The 15252-nt window shown below is 69.0% G+C and carries 14 protein-coding genes; 8 read left to right on the top strand and 6 right to left on the bottom strand.

Features of this window, described 5'->3' with window-relative positions; all coding sequences use genetic code 11:
* Nucleotides 1-8 precede the first annotated feature (8 nt).
* Complete coding sequence (locus ACO2RJ_RS12140; protein WP_423268263.1) at nucleotides 9-332, bottom strand: DUF1476 domain-containing protein; 324 nt, start codon at nucleotides 330-332, stop codon at nucleotides 9-11.
* 146 nt (nucleotides 333-478) lie between these two features.
* On the opposite strand from ACO2RJ_RS12140, the gene ACO2RJ_RS12135 reads away from it, so the two are divergent.
* The 4 genes from ACO2RJ_RS12135 (at nucleotide 479) to ACO2RJ_RS12120 (ending at nucleotide 3720) form a co-directional block, all read left to right on the top strand.
* Nucleotides 479-1462 carry a zinc-dependent alcohol dehydrogenase family protein gene (locus tag ACO2RJ_RS12135; RefSeq protein WP_423268262.1) on the top strand — a complete coding sequence of 328 codons (984 nt, stop codon included), beginning with the start codon at nucleotides 479-481 and terminating at the stop codon, nucleotides 1460-1462.
* A 76-nt stretch (nucleotides 1463-1538) separates the two neighbouring features.
* Entirely contained in the window at nucleotides 1539-2381 is an 843-nt protein-coding gene (locus ACO2RJ_RS12130) for a universal stress protein (RefSeq protein WP_423268261.1), read from the top strand.
* Between the two features lie 73 nt (nucleotides 2382-2454).
* Nucleotides 2455-2790: a c-type cytochrome gene (locus tag ACO2RJ_RS12125; RefSeq protein ID WP_423268260.1), complete on the top strand. Its 336-nt coding sequence runs from the start codon at nucleotides 2455-2457 to the stop codon at nucleotides 2788-2790.
* Between the two features lie 99 nt (nucleotides 2791-2889).
* Nucleotides 2890-3720, top strand: a complete 831-nt coding sequence (locus ACO2RJ_RS12120; protein WP_423268259.1) for a universal stress protein — start codon at nucleotides 2890-2892, stop codon at nucleotides 3718-3720.
* A gap of 52 nt (nucleotides 3721-3772) precedes the next feature.
* On the opposite strand, the gene ACO2RJ_RS12115 is transcribed toward ACO2RJ_RS12120, so the two are convergent.
* From ACO2RJ_RS12115 to ACO2RJ_RS12100, 4 genes are all read right to left on the bottom strand, one after another.
* Nucleotides 3773-3979, bottom strand: a complete 207-nt coding sequence (locus ACO2RJ_RS12115) for a hypothetical protein (RefSeq protein WP_423268258.1) — start codon at nucleotides 3977-3979, stop codon at nucleotides 3773-3775.
* A gap of 103 nt (nucleotides 3980-4082) precedes the next feature.
* Nucleotides 4083-5489: a bifunctional enoyl-CoA hydratase/phosphate acetyltransferase gene (locus ACO2RJ_RS12110; RefSeq protein ID WP_423268257.1), complete on the bottom strand. Its 1407-nt coding sequence runs from the start codon at nucleotides 5487-5489 to the stop codon at nucleotides 4083-4085.
* A gap of 7 nt (nucleotides 5490-5496) precedes the next feature.
* A complete protein-coding gene (locus tag ACO2RJ_RS12105; RefSeq protein WP_423268256.1) occupies nucleotides 5497-7284 on the bottom strand; it encodes a PHA/PHB synthase family protein in 1788 nt (595 codons plus the stop codon).
* On the bottom strand, nucleotides 7281-7865 hold the full coding sequence (locus ACO2RJ_RS12100; protein ID WP_423268255.1) for a TetR family transcriptional regulator: 585 nt from the start codon (nucleotides 7863-7865) through the stop codon (nucleotides 7281-7283). Before ACO2RJ_RS12100 ends, ACO2RJ_RS12105 begins: the two co-directional genes overlap by 4 nt.
* A gap of 334 nt (nucleotides 7866-8199) precedes the next feature.
* On the opposite strand from ACO2RJ_RS12100, the gene ACO2RJ_RS12095 reads away from it, so the two are divergent.
* The 4 genes from ACO2RJ_RS12095 (at nucleotide 8200) to ACO2RJ_RS12080 (ending at nucleotide 14913) form a co-directional block, all read left to right on the top strand.
* Entirely contained in the window at nucleotides 8200-9267 is a 1068-nt protein-coding gene (locus tag ACO2RJ_RS12095; protein ID WP_423268254.1) for an HlyD family secretion protein, read from the top strand.
* On the top strand, nucleotides 9264-12008 hold the full coding sequence (gene rbbA / locus ACO2RJ_RS12090) for a ribosome-associated ATPase/putative transporter RbbA (RefSeq protein WP_423268253.1): 2745 nt from the start codon (nucleotides 9264-9266) through the stop codon (nucleotides 12006-12008). Before ACO2RJ_RS12095 ends, rbbA begins: the two co-directional genes overlap by 4 nt.
* 3 nt (nucleotides 12009-12011) lie before the next feature.
* Nucleotides 12012-13124, top strand: coding sequence for an ABC transporter permease (locus ACO2RJ_RS12085; RefSeq protein ID WP_423268252.1), 1113 nt, complete (start codon nucleotides 12012-12014; stop codon nucleotides 13122-13124).
* A 208-nt stretch (nucleotides 13125-13332) separates the two neighbouring features.
* Nucleotides 13333-14913: an AAA family ATPase gene (locus ACO2RJ_RS12080; RefSeq protein WP_423268251.1), complete on the top strand. Its 1581-nt coding sequence runs from the start codon at nucleotides 13333-13335 to the stop codon at nucleotides 14911-14913.
* Between the two features lie 142 nt (nucleotides 14914-15055).
* Here the strand turns inward: ACO2RJ_RS12080 and ACO2RJ_RS12075 are convergent, their stop codons facing one another.
* The gene (locus ACO2RJ_RS12075; RefSeq protein ID WP_423268250.1) at nucleotides 15056-15235 is read right to left on the bottom strand and encodes a hypothetical protein; all 180 of its coding nucleotides are present in this window, start codon (nucleotides 15233-15235) and stop codon (nucleotides 15056-15058) included.
* Between the last annotated feature and the right edge of the window lie 17 nt (nucleotides 15236-15252).

The following is a 15252-nucleotide window of genomic DNA, read 5'->3' as shown; positions in this document are numbered from 1 at the left end:
GACGTCCCTCAGCGCGGATCGGCGCTCGGCGGCTCGGCGGCCGCGATCAGTTCGTTCCATTTCGTGCGGATGTCCTGCTCGGTGAGCGGCGCGCCGGCGGCCTCGAAATCCTGCTGAAGCTTGACGATCACGTCCTGGTCGCCGGGTTCCTTGAAATCCGCCGTGAGGACGTCGCCCGCATACAGCCTGGCCTCTTCGCCGGACTTGCCGAGGCGCTCCGCCGCCCACAGGGCGATCAGACGGTTGCGCTTCGCTCTCGCGCGAAACGCCGCGTCTTCAGCCTGAACGAATCTCGCTTCCTCCGCCCGCTCACGATTCTCGAACGTCGTCATTCTCGCTCTCCTGCTGCGCTCGCATGCCGCCAGCATTGTCATTTCGGCTTTGCGGCGCCTTGACGTCAATCAAGCCTTCTCGACATGGCCTCGGACCCGATCGAGGGTGCGGCCACGACGGACGGCGCTCAATCGGAGATGAGTCGATGAAAGCGATGGTCCTTCGGGCCCCTGGCGGCCGGCTGGAGCTTGAACGGCGCGCCGTCCCTGTCGCGGGAGCCGGGGAGGTCGTTGTGCGCGTCGAGGCCTGCGGCGTCTGCCGGACGGATCTTCACGTCGTCGACGGAGACCTGCCTGATCTGAAGCGGCCGATCGTGCCCGGGCACGAGGTCGTCGGCGTCGTGGAGACGGTCGGCGACGGGGTCGACACGTTGCGCGCCGGCCAGCGCGTGGGTCTGCCCTGGCTGGGCGGGACCTGCGGCCACTGCCCCTATTGCGCGGCCGGGCGTGAAAATCTCTGCGACGCGCCTGAGTTCCTCGGCTACACGCGCGACGGCGGCTACGCCACCCACGTGCTGGCCCGCGCGGAGTTCGCGTTCCCGCTCACGGGCTTCGACGACCCGGTGGCGACCGCGCCGCTGCTGTGCGCGGGGCTGATCGGATGGCGATCGCTGAAGATGGCGGGCGAGGGCTCGGCGATCGGCCTCTACGGATTCGGCGCGGCGGCGCACATCATCGCGCAGGTCTGTCGCTGGCAGGGCCGCAGCGTCCACGCCTTCACGCGCGGCGACGATCTCGAGGCTCAAGAGCTCGCGCGCTCGCTCGGGGCGAGCTGGACCGGATCGTCCGAGGCGAGGCCTCCGGTCGAGCTCGACGCCGCCATCATCTTCGCGCCGGTTGGAGCGCTGGTGCCTCTGGCGCTCCGCGCGGTGCGGAAAGGCGGCCGCGTGGTCTGCGCGGGCATCCACATGAGCGACGTCCCCGCCTTTCCATACCGTCTGCTCTGGGAGGAACGCTCGATCCTTTCGGTGGCCAACCTGACGCGACGGGACGCGATCGAGTTTCTCGAGATCGCTCCAAGGGCCGGGGTGAAGACCCATACGACGGCCTATCCGCTCGAGCGCGCCAACGAGGCTCTCGACGATTTGCGTGACGGCCGCGTCCATGGCGCCGCGGTTCTGGTTCCCTGACGCTGGGGGATTGATTACGGTCAATGCGGCGGCGTCGCTAAAGAACGAGACTTCCTGCAATGAGATGGAGGGACCGATGCCGCAATTGCTGAACGTCAAGAACGTGCTGGTCGTCTTTCACGAGGAAGGGGAGGGGTCGCGGTCCTCGGCGCTCGCATACGGACTGTCGCTCGCGCAGGCCGCGGAGGCCCATGTGACGGTGCAGGCGGGATCGGTGCGGCTCGATCTCCCGAGCGGGCGCGGCTCCGCGCTGGTGGCGGGGCTGGTCGCGAGCGAAAACCGACGCCTGCGCGAACTGACCGCCCACATCGCCGAGCAGTCGCGCGCCGATTCCGCGATGGCGGGCGTGATCTGCGACACGGACGCGACCCAGCTGAGCTACGCGGAGCTCAAGGACCGCGCCATCGCGCATGCCCGAGTCAACGACGTCGCGGTGCTCGACGCCGATCCGAGCGTGCTGACGGTCGACGGCGGCCTGTTGCGGGCGGTGCTGTTTGAGGGCGGTCGTTCGACGATCCTCGTTCCGAAAGGCCACGACGCCTTCCAGGCCAGGCGGATTCTCATCGCCTGGGACGGCAGCGCCCCGGCGTCGCGGGCGGTGGCGTCGGCCCTGCCGTTCCTGCGCGCGGCGTCGGAGGTCGAGATCGTCTCCTATGTCGGCGAGAAGGATCTGTCTCACAGCGCGGCCGGAGCCGATCTCGCGGTCTCGCTGGTCCGCCATGGCGTCAACGTCACGGCGAAAGACCTGCCGGCGGGCGGCGACGTGGCCTCGCGGCTGTGCGAGCAGTCGTCCCTGTATCGCGCCGACATGATCGTCATGGGCGCCTTCGTGCACTCGCCGCTCCGCGAGTGGCTGTTGGGCGGCGTCACGCAGGCCGTCCTCAAGGCCTGCCCGGCGCCCGTGCTGATGGCGCGCTGAGGTGGCGGATCAGGGTGATATGCGGCGGGCCGAACAGCCCGTCGCCTCGCGCGGGCCGAAGCGGATGGATGTCATGAAGCGCGTGATCTTCCTGATCGGGGCTGCGGCGATCGTCACCGCCTGGAGCGCCGTCGTCACCTCCGCGCTCGCTCTGGAGCCGAGGGAGCAGCGGGGGCTCGTCTTCGCCCGCGCCAATTGCGCGATGTGCCACGCCATCGGCGCAAGCGGCGCGAGCCCTTTGCCCATGGCTCCGCCGTTTCGGCGCCTGCACGAGAGATACCCGGTCGATTCGCTCGGGGAGGCGCTGGCCGAGGGGATCGTGACCGGTCACCCGTCGATGCCTCAGTTTCAGCTCGACCGGGCGCAGATCGGCGATCTGCTCGCCTATCTCCACACGCTTGAACGCTGATCCCGGCGCATTCAGGTTTGGTCCCTGACGGCAAGCCCCGGTCGCCAACGCCCGGGGACGAGCCAATTCCCACCATCGGAATGAACGAGGAGCACGACGATGACTCATGGCGACGGCTTCGCGACGGTGATGGCGCATTTCGATCTGGGCCCATGGGCGGAAGCCCGAGGACGCCTGGCCTTGGCGATCGCCGAGCAGAACGGAGCGCATTTCATCGGGGTCGCGGCCGAGCAGATCCTGATGCCGATCTACAGCGACGGCCTTCCCAACCTCTCGGAAGAGGTGGCGGACGAGGAGCGCAAGCGCGCGAGCGACGACGTCGCCGCCGCCAGGAGGACGTTCGAGTCGGTGGTGGGCGACAGGAACGACGTCGAATGGCGTTGCGGTCTGGCTCAGCCCGACGAGTTCGTGATCCGGCAGGCGCGAGCCGCCGACCTCCTGGTTCTCGGGCGGGTCGCGACCTATGACGACGTCGATCCCAACCTCGGCGTGCGGCCGGGGCTGGTGGCGATGGAATGCGGCCGTCCGGTGCTCATCGTGCCGCCCGAGAAGGACTATCTCCACGGCCACAAGGTGGTCGTGGCGTGGAAGGACTCGCGGGAGGCGCGACGCGCCGTGCGCGACGCGCTGCCGTTGCTGAAGAGAGCGAACGAGGTGCTCGTCATGACGACGACCCAGTCGCTGCGCGACGAGAGCGTCGACGACGTCTGCGCCTGGCTGACCCGCCATCAGGTGCGGTGCCGGCCGTCGATCCAATCCGGCGAGACGGGCACGGTCGCCGACCAGATCCTCGATCTCGCAGGCGACGTCGGCGCCGATCTGATCGTCTCCGGAGCCTACGGCCACAGCCGCATGCGCGAATGGTTCTTCGGCGGCGCGACGCGCGACCTGCTGGAGTCGAGCCGCGCCTGCCTGTTCATGTCGCACTGAGCGCGGGGGGGCCGCCCCGCGCCAGTTCGGCCGCCTGGATGACGGAAGAACGTCAGGGCCTTCGAAAGAAGGCCTGATAGGCCGTTCGCCCGGCTTCACGGATCATCGGCCAGAACGCGACGAGGCCGACGCCCAACGCCAACAGGAATATGGCGACGAAGACGTTCACCACGCCGAAATTCACGGCGTCTCTGGCGACGAAAAGCGCCGTGACCCAGCTGGCGAGGGCCAGCGACAGTCTTACGAACCAACCGAGCATCGACGGCTCTCCCAGGTGACGGGGCGTCGAGCGGCCCCCATGCCCCGCCGATCGCCCCCGTCGGGCGATCCCTTGACGCCCCTCGGCGATGAATGGCGGCCGTTCATCGCGGCATCGCCCCCGCCAGATCCCGACGGGCCGCGACCAGCTTCGCCAGCGCCGAGGACGCCACTCGCGTGCGCAGAGAGTCCGACCGGCTGGTCAGGACGATCGGAACCCGCGCTCCGAGCACCAGCCCGGCGGCGTCCGCCCCGGCGAAGTAGATCAACTGCTTCGCCAGCATGTTGCCGGCTTCGAGGTCCGGCACCAGCAATATGTCGGCCTGTCCGGCGACGGGCGAGACGATGCCCTTGGTCCGGGCGGCGTCGAGGCTGATCGCGTTGTCGAAGGCGAGCGGGCCGTCGACCTGCGCGCCGGTGATCTGGCCGCGGGCGGCCATCACGGTCAACGCCGCGGCGTCGAGCGTCGACGGCATGCTCGCGCTGACGGTCTCGACCGCCGCCAGCACGGCGACCTTCGGCGTGTCGACCCCAAGAAGCCGCATCATGTCCACGGCGTTCTGACAGATGTCGCGCTTGTGCTCGAGCGTCGGCCGGATGTTGATGGCGGCGTCGGTGACGACGAGCGGCTTGGCGTAGGCCGGCACGTCCAGCGCGTAGACGTGGCTGATCCTGCGCGCGGTGCGCAGCCCGGAGCCGGCGACGACCACGGCGCCGAGCAGCTCGTCGGTGTGCAGGCTGCCTTTCATCAGCGCCGAAACCGCGCCGGAGACCGCGAGCTCGACCGCGCGCGCCGCCGCGGCGTGGCTGTGTTCGACCGATTGGATCTCGATCCCCTCGAGCGAGGCGCCCGCCGCTTCGGCCGCAGCCCGAATCTTTCTCTCAGGACCGATCAGCACCGGCTCGAACAGGTTCTCGTCGCGGATCTCGATGGCGGCGATGACGGCCTCAGGCGAGCAGGGATGCACGATCGCGGCCCGGATCCGCGGAAGGCCGCGGGCTTCCGCGACGAAGCGCTCGTAGCGGTCGTGCCTGCGAAGCTTGACCTCGGGCAGCTTCGTCCGCGCCCACTCGATCGTGTGTTCCGGCGCGATGACGGTCGCGCTGCCCGTGAGCACCTCCTCGCCCTTCTGGTTGGTCGCCGTGGTGTCCAGCACGACGATCCGCTTGTCCGGACGCTTCTCGCGCACCGTCGCCGTGACCGTGATGGTGTCGCCCGGCGCGACGGGGCGACGGAAACGGATGTCCTGACCGAGATAGATCGTGCCCGGTCCCGGCAGCTTCGTGCCGAGCACGGCGGACACGAGAGCTGCGGTCCACATGCCGTGGGCCACGATGTGGCCGAACAGGTCGGTCGCCGCGAAGGCGGCGTCGAGATGGGCGGGATTCTCGTCGCCGGACACGGCGGCGAACAGCTCGATGTCGTCGCGTCCGACGAGGCGCACGAGCGACGCCGTCTCTCCGATCGCGAGCTCCCCGAAGGTCCTGTTCTTCAACAACGCTTCGCTCATCGTGGCTTCACCGGTCCCGCACATAGGAGCCGGGCGCATCCTCGAGGGGCGCGTATCCCTTCGCGGGCGCGCCTATCGTCGGCGGCGCCGCGCGTTCCGGAGTCGAGTGGCGTTCGAGCCAGCCGAACCACTCGCTCCACCAGGATCCGTCCTTCAGGGTCGCCGCCGCGACCCATTCGTCCGGTCCGAGGCATGGATCGGCGGCGCGCTTGAGCGCGACCCGAAACCGGCGGCCGGCATGGCCGGGTTCGCTCACGATGCCGGCGTTATGGCCGCCGCTGGTGAGCACGAAAGTGACGTCGGAATCGCTGAGGTAGTGGATCTTGTAGACCGACCGCCAGGGCGCGACGTGATCCCGCTCCGTGCCCACCGTGAAGAGCGGCGCGCGGATGTTCTGCAGGGCGGCCGGCCGCCCGTCGACCATGAACCGCCCGGCCGCGAGTTCATTGTCGAGATAGAGCCGGCGCAGATACTCGGCGTGCATGCGGTAGGGCATGCGCGTCGAATCCGCGTTCCACGCCATCAGGTCGATCATGGGCGTGCGCTCGCCCATCAGATAGTCGTGCACGAGCCGCGACCACACGAGGTCGTTCGAGCGCAGCAGCTGGAAGGCGCCCGCCATCTGGTCGGCCGAGAGATAGCCGCGGTTCCACATCATGCTCTCGATGAAGCGGAGCTGGCTGTGGTCGATGAACAGCGCGAGTTCGCCCGGCTCCGTGAAGTCGGTCTGCGCGGCGAGCAGCGTGACCGAGGCCAGACGGGCGTCGCCCGCCCGCGCCATGGCGGCGGCGGCGATCGACAGCAGCGTGCCGCCGAGGCAGTAGCCCGCCGCGTGAATCTTCGCGCCGGGAACGATCGCGCCGATGGCCTCGAGCGCAGCCATGACGCCGTGTCGACGATAATCGTCGAGCGTCAGATCGCGGTCTTTCTCGGTGGGGTTCCGCCATGAAATGCAGAAGACGGTGCGGCCGTCCGCGACAAGATTGCGGATCAGCGAGTTTCCGGGAGAGAGATCGAGAATGTAATACTTCATGATCCAGGCGGGCACGACCAGCACCGGCTCGGCCGCGACCGCTTCGGTCTGCGGGGCGTACTGGATCAGCTCGATCAGCTCGTTGCGGTAGACCACCCGCCCGGGGGTGACGGCGACGTTTCGTCCGACCTCGAAGTTCTCGGCCCCGACGGGCGGCTGCTTGGTCGCAAGCCGGCTCACGTCCTCGACCCAGTTCCGGACCCCCTGGGCGAAATTCATCCCGCCTGTCTCGAGCGCTTTCGCCGCGACCTCCGGGTTGGTGAAGGGCGCGTTGGACGGCGAGAAGACGTCGAGCGCCTGCCGGGCGGCGAAGGCGACGACCTCTTCATGGTGCGGCGCGACGCCGGGGACCTCGCGCGTCACATTGTGCCACCATTGCTGGTTGAGCAGAAACGCCTGTGCGAGCAGGTCGTAGGGCGGCCGGCGCCAGCCCTCCGCGTCGAAGCGATGATCGCCCGGAAGCGGCTCGATGCAGGGCGGAGCGTTGTCGCCCATGGAGGCGGCGAAGGCGTGGAGCCAGAACCGCGCCGCCTTGCGGGCCGCCTTGTCGACCAGTTCCGCCTGCTTGCCCGGCGCGCCGGCGAGATGAACCGACCAGTCGAACAGAGCGAGCGCGCAGGCCGCCGGGGAGACCCCGCCCGTCATGCGCGCGGCGAGCGCCTGCGTCATGCGATCGATCGCGGCGAAAGCCTCGCCGCCGAGCGGCCCGTCTCCGGGCTCGCTTTGCACCTTGGACCAGGGGAAGCCCTTGGACGCGTTCATGCCGCGCAGCCTTTCGAATTCGGGACCGGCGCGGGCGCCGGACGCATGATGTGCCGGAGAAGGTCTTCGACCGCCGCTTCGAGCTGCCCTCCGGGACCCTCCTGAAGCGCCTCGAACTCCAGAACGTCCCGGAACAGCCTGATGCCCGCGACCGCCGCCACGAGCAGGACGGCCCGCAACTCGCTGCGGTTGCTCATCCGGTCGGCCAGAGGCGCCACGAGGTCCGCCGCGATCATCTCCTTCAGGACGACGCGCGCGGCGGCGCTGGAGAGCGAGCGAAGGCCGATATCGGAAAACCTGGCCTCCGCGGACGGCGCCGGCGCGGTGGAGAAGACGTCGCGGGCAAAAGCCTTCGCGATGTCGCCCTCGTCCGTCTCGAAAACCCGGCCGGGCCGCATGGAGACGTTCAGCGCGCGGGCGAAAAGCTTCTCCTTCGAGCCGTAGCAGCGGTGGACATAGGCGACGTCGACCTGCGCCCTCGCGGCGATGTCCCGCAGGCTCGTCTCGTCGAACGACGACCGCGAGAACAGGCTGATCGCAGCCGCAAGGACGCGCTCCCGCGCCGGCGAGTGCTCTGTCATGGTGAGCGCTGTTCTGTTCAATGTCCGACTTCGTCACAGCCGTTCGATGCGGGGAGTTTATCCTACGCAGCCAGTCAACTGGTGTTGACATGGATCAATTCGTCGCCCCGTCGGATCTGACAGTCTCAGCTTAATGATGGAGCGACAATCTCGTTTGGATGGCCGCAAAGATGTCGATTTTCAAGGATTCACTCAGATGCGGGGTCAGGCGCGTTCAGGCGCTTGGACCGACGATCGACGTCGCAGGCGGCGCGGAGACGACGTCGGGAAAAAATCCCAGTCTCGTCGCTGAACGCAACGGCGGCGTGCGCGCGGACGGGGCGCGGGGCGAGGCATGAGCCCCATCGCCAAGTCGCTCGCCGTCGCGGCGCTGCTCGCCGCCGCCGCCGGGGGCTATTTCGCCTGGACGAAGCTCGCCGACACGGGCGACGCGGACGGCGTCGCCCACGGCAACGGACGCATCGAGGCGGTCGAGATCGACGTCGCCGCCAAGACGGCCGGCCGCATCCGCGACATCCTCGTGGACGAGGGGGATTTCGTGACCTCGGGACAGCCGCTCGCGCGCATGGACACGCAGCAGCTCGCGGCGCAGCGGCGCCAGGCCGAGGCGCAGCTCAAGCGCGCCACGATCGGGATCTCCACGGCGCAGAGCCTCGTGACCCAGCGGAAGGCGGAAAGAACCGCGGCCGAGGCCGTCGTCGCGCAGCGCGAGGCGGAGCTCGACGCCGCGACGCGCAAGCTCGCGCGGTCCGAGCAGCTCGCGAAGACCAATGACGTGTCCCTTCAGGTGCTCGACAACGACCGCGCGACGGAGCGCGGCGCGACGGCTGCGGTCGGCGCCGCGAAGGCCCAACAGGCGGCCTCCGACGCCGCCATCGGGGCGGCCGAAGCGCAGGTGGTGGACGCCGCCGCGGCCGTGGACGCGGCGCAGGCCGCGATCGAAAGCATCGACGCCGATCTCGTCGACAGCACGCTCGTCTCGCCGCGCGACGGACGGGTGCAATACCGCGTGGCGCAGCCGGGCGAGGTTCTGGCGGCCGGGGGGCGGGTGCTGAACCTCGTCGACCTCGGCGACGTCTACATGACCTTCTTCCTGCCGACCGCCCAGGCCGGCCGGGTGGCGCTCGGGGCCGAGGTGCGGCTCGTGCTCGACGCGGCCCCCCAGTACCTCATTCCTGCGCGCGTCACCTATGTGGCGGACGTCGCCCAGTTCACGCCGAAGACCGTCGAGACGCAGGAAGAGCGTCAGAAGCTCATGTTCCGGGTCAAGGCGAAGATCCCGACCGAGCTCCTCAAGAAGCACATCACCCAGGTCAAGACCGGACTGCCGGGCGTCGCCTATGTGAAGCTCGCGAGCGACGCCGCATGGCCCCAATCCCTGAAGGGCGTCGTGCCGGAATGACCGCGCAGACGCCGGTCGTCCGTCTCCGGGACGTCACGCTGTCCTATGGCGCGACTCGCGCGCTCGACGCGGTCTCGCTCGATCTTCCGACGGGCGTCATGGTCGGGCTGATCGGCCCCGACGGCGTGGGCAAGTCGAGCCTTTTGTCCCTGATCGCCGGAGCCCGGGCCGTCCAGCGCGGCGTCGTGGAGGCGCTCGGCGGAGACATGTCCGACGCGGGCCATCGGCGGCGGACATGTCCGCGCATCGCCTACATGCCGCAGGGACTGGGCAAGAACCTCTACCCCACGCTCTCGGTCTTCGAGAACGTCGATTTCTTCGGCCGTCTGTTCGGCCACGACCGCCGGGAGCGGGAGTTCCGCATCGCCCGCCTGCTGTCCCGCACGGGACTCGAAGGCTTCGCGGATCGGCCCGCCGCCAAGCTGTCGGGCGGCATGAAGCAGAAGCTCGGACTGTGCTGCGCGCTGATCCACGATCCGGACCTGCTCATCCTCGACGAACCCACGACGGGCGTCGATCCGCTGTCACGCCGGCAGTTCTGGGAGCTCATCGACGACATAAGCCGCGACCGCCCGGGCATGAGCGTCGTCGTGGCGACGGCCTATATGGAGGAGGCCGAGCGGTTCGATTTCCTCGTCGCGATGGATGACGGGCGCATCCTCGCCACCGGCTCGCCGGCCGAGGTGAGGGCGCGCGCCTCGGCTCCGACCCTGGACGCGGCCTTCATCGCGCTCCTGCCGGAAGAAAAGCGCGGCGGGCACGAAGAGGTGGTCATTCCGCCGCGCGCAGGCGGCGAACAGGAGATCGCCATCGCCGCCGAAGGCCTCACCATGCGCTTCGGCGACTTCACGGCGGTGGACCGGGTCAGTTTCCGCATCCCTCGCGGCGAGATCTTCGGCTTTCTCGGCTCCAACGGCTGCGGCAAGTCCACCACCATGAAAATGCTGACCGGCCTCCTGCCCGCGAGCGAGGGCGTGGCCCAGCTGTTCGGCCGGGAGGTCGATCCGCGGGACATGAACGTGCGGCGCCGCGTCGGCTATATGAGCCAGGCCTTTTCGCTCTACGGCGAGCTGACGGTCCGGCAGAACCTCGACCTTCACGCGCGGCTGTTCCGCCTCGACCCCGGCGCCATTCCGAACCGGATCGCGGAGATGGCGCGGCGCTTCCATCTCGATGGCGTCCTGGAGTCGTTGCCCGAGGCTCTGCCGCTCGGCGTAAGGCAGCGCCTGTCGCTCGCGGTCGCCATGATCCACGCGCCCGAGATCCTCATTCTGGACGAGCCCACCTCGGGCGTGGATCCGATCGCCCGCGACGACTTCTGGAGAATCCTCGCCGATCTGTCGCGCAAGGACGGCGTCACGATCTTCGTGTCGACGCATTTCATGAACGAGGCGGAGCTCTGCGACCGCATCTCGCTGATGCACGCCGGCAAGGTGCTCGTGACCGCCTCGCCCGCCGAGATCGTGCGCAGCCGCGACGCGGCCTCGCTGGAGGACGCGTTCATCGCCTATCTCGAGGAGGCGATCGGCACCGGCCGGGAGACGCAGGCCGGCGCGTCCGCCCCGGTCGCGGCCAGGGAGCGTGAAGGCGAACGGCCAACCCCCGCTCGTGGGTTTTTCAGCCTTCGGCGCATGCTGGCGTACAGCCAGCGCGAAGCGCTCGAGCTGCGGCGCGATCCGATCCGGGCCGCGCTCGCCACACTTGGCAGCCTGCTGCTGATGTTCGTCATCGGCTACGGCATCAATATGGACGTCGAAAACCTCTCCTTCGCCGTGCTCGACCGCGACGACACGACGGTCAGCCGCGACTACGCGCAGCAGATTTCAGGGTCGCGCTACTTCATCGAGCAGGAGCCCTTGCGCGATTACGCCGATCTCGACCGGCGGATGCGCGACGGCGCGCTCAGTTTCGCGCTCGAGATTCCGCCGAACTTCGCCCGGGACATCGCGCGTGGACGGAACGTGCAGCTCGGCGCCTGGATCGACGGGGCGATGCCGGCGCGCGCCGAGACCGTGCGCGGCTATGTCGAGGGGATGCATGCGAGCTGGCTCGCCGAGAAGGCGCGCCAGCTGTACGGGTCCTCGGCCGCCGCGAGCGCCTATCAGCTTGCGGTCCGGTACCGCTACAATCCGGACGTCCGCTCCATCATCGCCATGGTTCCGGCGGTGATCCCGCTGCTGTTGCTCATGATTCCGGCCATGCTGAGCGCTCTCAGCGTGGTGCGCGAAAAGGAGCTGGGCTCGATCATCAATTTCTACGTGACGCCGGTGACGGGATTGGAGTTCCTGCTCGGCAAGCAGCTGCCCTATGTGGCGCTCGCCATGCTGAATTTCGGTCTTCTGAGCGTCTTCGCCATCTTCGGCTTCGGCGTGCCGTTCACCGGCAGCTTCGTCGCGTTCACGGCGGCCGCGCTGCTCTACGTGACCTTCGCGACGGGCTTCGGGCTCCTGATTTCCAGCTTCATGAGCAGCCAGATCGCGGCCATCTTCGGCACCGCCCTGCTGACGCTCATCCCCGCGACGCAGTATTCGGGGATGACCGATCCCGTCTCGTCGCTGCAGGGCTTCGGCGCGTTCATCGGGCAGATCTACCCGACGGCCTACTTCATGACGATCTCGCGCGGCGCCTTCTCGAAGGCGCTCGGCTTCGAGGACCTGTGGTCGGCGTTCCTGCCGATCGCGATCGCTATCCCGGTCATGCTCGGCTCCGCGGCGGCCTTGCTGCGCAAGCAGGCGACCTGACCGATGCGCCTCGCCAACATCCTGCAGCTGGGAGGCAAGGAACTGCGCGGCCTCCGGCGCGACCCGATGCTTCTGCTGCTCGTCGTCTACGCGTTCACGCTCTCGGTGTATTCCGGGTCCCGCGCGATCCCGGAGACGCTGAACAAAGCGGCGATCGCGATCGTCGACGAGGACCAGTCGCCGATCTCCGCGCGCATCGTGGCGGCGTTCTATCCGCCCTACTTCACGCCGCCGAAACTCATCACCCAGCCGGAGATGGACCGCCGGATGGACGCCGGGCTCGACACTTTCGCGCTCGACATCCCGCCCAACTTCCAGCGCGACCTGCTCGCCGGGCGCTCGCCGACCGTTCAGCTGAACATCGACGCCACCCGCATGTCGCAGGCCTTCACCGGCGGCGGCTACGTCCAGTCGATCGTCTCCGGCGAGGTGACGGCCTTCCTGGAACGCAACCGCATGGTCGCGAGCCTGCCGGTGGATCTCGCTCTGCGGGCGCGCTTCAACCCGCAGCTCGACAAGAGCTGGTTCGGGTCCATCCACAACGTCATCTCGTCGATCACCATGCTGTCGATCGTGCTCACCGGAGCGGCCCTGATCCGCGAGCGCGAGCACGGCACGATCGAGCATCTGCTCGTGATGCCGGTGACCGCGGTCGAGATCATGCTCAGCAAGATCTGGTCGATGGGGCTCGTGGTCCTGCTCGCCTCGACCGTCTCGATCGTCTTCGTGATCCAGTGGCTTCTCGCGGTGCCGATCGAGGGATCGATCGCGCTCTTCCTGGCGGCCACGGCGCTGCATCTGTTCGCGACCACCTGCATGGGCGTGTTCCTCGCGACCGTCGCCGGCACGATGCCGCAGTTCGGCATGCTGCTGATGCTCGTCCTGCTCCCGCTGCAGGTGCTGTCCGGCGGCGTCACGCCGCGCGAGAGCATGCCCGAAATCGTCCAGACGCTGATGCTGGCCGCGCCCAACACGCACTTCGTGATCATGGCGCAGGCGATCCTGTTCCGCGGCGCCGGCTTCGAGGTGGTGTGGCCGCAGTTTGCGGCGTTGCTCGCGATCGGATCCGTGCTGTTCGCGCTGGCGCTGCGGCGCTTTCGCGCCTTCATGAGGTGAGACGTCGTTTCTGCGGCTCTCGCGCCGGCGCCGGACGGCGCTGCCGACGGCCCGCGTCGGGGCCGCCTCGGCCGGACCTTCGCCGCGCCGCGCCTCGGCGCTGGTCCCGACGTCCGTCCGTCAGCCATGGCGCGTGACTGAAATCAAGGCGGACGCCTGCGCCGCGCGCGAGGATGCGTCGAAGCGCGCAACAGGAGGAGGCGGAGCCGTGTCAGGCGTGGATCAGCACGAGACGATCGCTTTCCTCAACTCCGACGCGGCTTTCCCCGGCGCGGCGCAGGCGGAGCTCATCGAGACTCATATCTCCCTCGTCTTCTTGTCCGGTCCGCGCGCGATCAAGCTCAAGCGCGCGGTGCGGCTCGACTATGTCGACTTCTCGACGCCGGAACGTCGGCTCGCCGCCTGCGAGCGCGAGCTCGCGCTGAACCGGCGCACCGCGCCGGCGCTCTATCGGGCGGTCCATCGGATAACCCGGCGTGCCGATGGCGGCTTGACGCTCAATGGCGACGGGCCGCTCGTCGACGCCGTCGTCGAGATGGTCCGGTTCGACCAGGACGGCCTGCTCGAGCGGCTCGCCCTCAGGAACGAGCTGACCAAGCCGATGCTGACCCGGCTGGCGAACCGGATCGCCGCCTTCCACGCGAGCGCCGAGATCGATCCGTCTCCCCAGGGCGCGCTTCGCATGGCCACCGTGCTGGAGGGCAACGAGCGCGCCTTCGCCGCCACGGCCGTGTTTCCTCCCGAGGCTGCGGCGAGACTAGCCGGAGCCTTCCGGGCGCGGTTGGAGGCGCTCTCGCCCCTGCTCGACCTCCGCGCCCGCGCCGGCAAGGTGCGTCGCTGCCACGGCGATCTCCATTTGCGCAACATCTGCCTCGTCGACGGAGAGCCCACGCTTTTCGACTGCCTCGAATTCGACGAGACGCTGGCGACCACGGACGTCCTCTACGACGTGGCCTTCCTGCTCATGGATCTGTGGCGTCGCGGCCGTCGCGCCGAAGCCAATCTGGTCTTCAACCGCTATCTCGACGCGTCCGACGAGGAGGATGGCCTCCCGCTTGTGGCGTTCCTGATGGCGGTCCGGGCGGCCGTGCGGGCGCATGTCGCGGCGGCCCAGGGCGTCGGCGGCGGCGACGCCGCGCCGGCCAGTCTGCAGGAGGCGCATGCCTATTTCGGTCTCGCGCAGGCGCTCCTGGAGCCGGTCCCCGCCCGGCTTGTGGCCGTCGGCGGATTGTCCGGCTCGGGAAAGTCCACGGTCGCGGCGGCGCTCGCGCCCGACCTCGGACCGGCGCCGGGCGCCCGCATCCTGGCGACCGACCGGATCCGCAAACAGCTGTTCGGCGTGTCAGCCGAGACCCGGCTGCCGCAGGCCGCCTATCGCCCCGACGTTTCGCGACGGGTCTACGCCCAGCTTGGCTTGCGGGCTGAGCGCATTCTGCGGCTCGGTCACGCCGTGGTCGCCGACGCCGTCTTCGACCGGCCGGACGAACGTTCGCGCATTGCGGACGCGGCGGCTGGAGCCGGGACGGCGTTCACCGGCGTCTGGCTCGACGCCGATCCCGACCTGCTCATGGGCCGCGTGCGCGCGCGAACCGGCGACGTCTCCGACGCCACGGCCGATGTGGTCGCGCAGCAGCTCACCCGCTCGATTGGAACGATCACATGGACGCGCGCGCGCGCCGCCGCCGGCGCCGACGCCGTCTGCTCCCGCGTGCTTTCGGCGATCGAAGCGGGCGCGCCGGCAGGGGCCGCCCGCCCGGAACCCGACGGGTCGCAGGACCGCGACGCGTAGCCAGGACGACTGCGAGCGGGCTGGAGGGCGGCGTGCGTCCTGTTCGCCGATTGAGTCGACGTTCGAGAAGCCGAAGCGGGAAGGCGAGTGGGTCAGGTTCGCACGACGAGGACGTCGCCGGCCGGCGTGCCGACGGTGCGCGCTACTCCGCGGCGTCCTTGCGCAGCGAGGCGATCTCCACCGGCTCTCCGTCATGGATGACGGTGATGTCGGACGAGCCCGTCGCCACGAGTTCGCTGGTCAGGCGAAGAACGTCCTCCGCGGTCGGAAGACTCACGACGATCTCGGGGAGGGTCGGCGTCCAGCGGACAACGAACGTCATCTGAGGGGCCTTTGCTG

Source organism: Hansschlegelia sp. KR7-227, assembly GCF_049446035.1.
GTDB lineage: Bacteria > Pseudomonadota > Alphaproteobacteria > Rhizobiales > Methylopilaceae > Methylopila.
This window is presented reverse-complemented; position numbering and strand designations above follow the sequence as displayed.

Excerpts from the sequence above, each read along its gene's own strand:
- ACO2RJ_RS12115 (WP_423268258.1), bottom strand. The coding sequence starts at position 3,979 with ATGCTCGGTTGGTTCGTAAGACTGTCGCTGGCCCTCGCCAGCTGGGTC.
- ACO2RJ_RS12075 (WP_423268250.1), bottom strand. The coding sequence starts at position 15,235 with ATGACGTTCGTTGTCCGCTGGACGCCGACCCTCCCCGAGATCGTCGTG.
- ACO2RJ_RS12095 (WP_423268254.1), top strand. The coding sequence starts at position 8,200 with ATGAGCCCCATCGCCAAGTCGCTCGCCGTCGCGGCGCTGCTCGCCGCC.
- ACO2RJ_RS12105 (WP_423268256.1), bottom strand. The coding sequence starts at position 7,284 with ATGAACGCGTCCAAGGGCTTCCCCTGGTCCAAGGTGCAAAGCGAGCCC.
- ACO2RJ_RS12135 (WP_423268262.1), top strand. The coding sequence starts at position 479 with ATGAAAGCGATGGTCCTTCGGGCCCCTGGCGGCCGGCTGGAGCTTGAA.
- ACO2RJ_RS12110 (WP_423268257.1), bottom strand. The coding sequence starts at position 5,489 with ATGAGCGAAGCGTTGTTGAAGAACAGGACCTTCGGGGAGCTCGCGATC.
- ACO2RJ_RS12140 (WP_423268263.1), bottom strand. The coding sequence starts at position 332 with ATGACGACGTTCGAGAATCGTGAGCGGGCGGAGGAAGCGAGATTCGTT.
- ACO2RJ_RS12100 (WP_423268255.1), bottom strand. The coding sequence starts at position 7,865 with ATGACAGAGCACTCGCCGGCGCGGGAGCGCGTCCTTGCGGCTGCGATC.
- ACO2RJ_RS12125 (WP_423268260.1), top strand. The coding sequence starts at position 2,455 with ATGAAGCGCGTGATCTTCCTGATCGGGGCTGCGGCGATCGTCACCGCC.
- rbbA (WP_423268253.1), top strand. The coding sequence starts at position 9,264 with ATGACCGCGCAGACGCCGGTCGTCCGTCTCCGGGACGTCACGCTGTCC.
- ACO2RJ_RS12130 (WP_423268261.1), top strand. The coding sequence starts at position 1,539 with ATGCCGCAATTGCTGAACGTCAAGAACGTGCTGGTCGTCTTTCACGAG.
- ACO2RJ_RS12120 (WP_423268259.1), top strand. The coding sequence starts at position 2,890 with ATGACTCATGGCGACGGCTTCGCGACGGTGATGGCGCATTTCGATCTG.
- ACO2RJ_RS12085 (WP_423268252.1), top strand. The coding sequence starts at position 12,012 with ATGCGCCTCGCCAACATCCTGCAGCTGGGAGGCAAGGAACTGCGCGGC.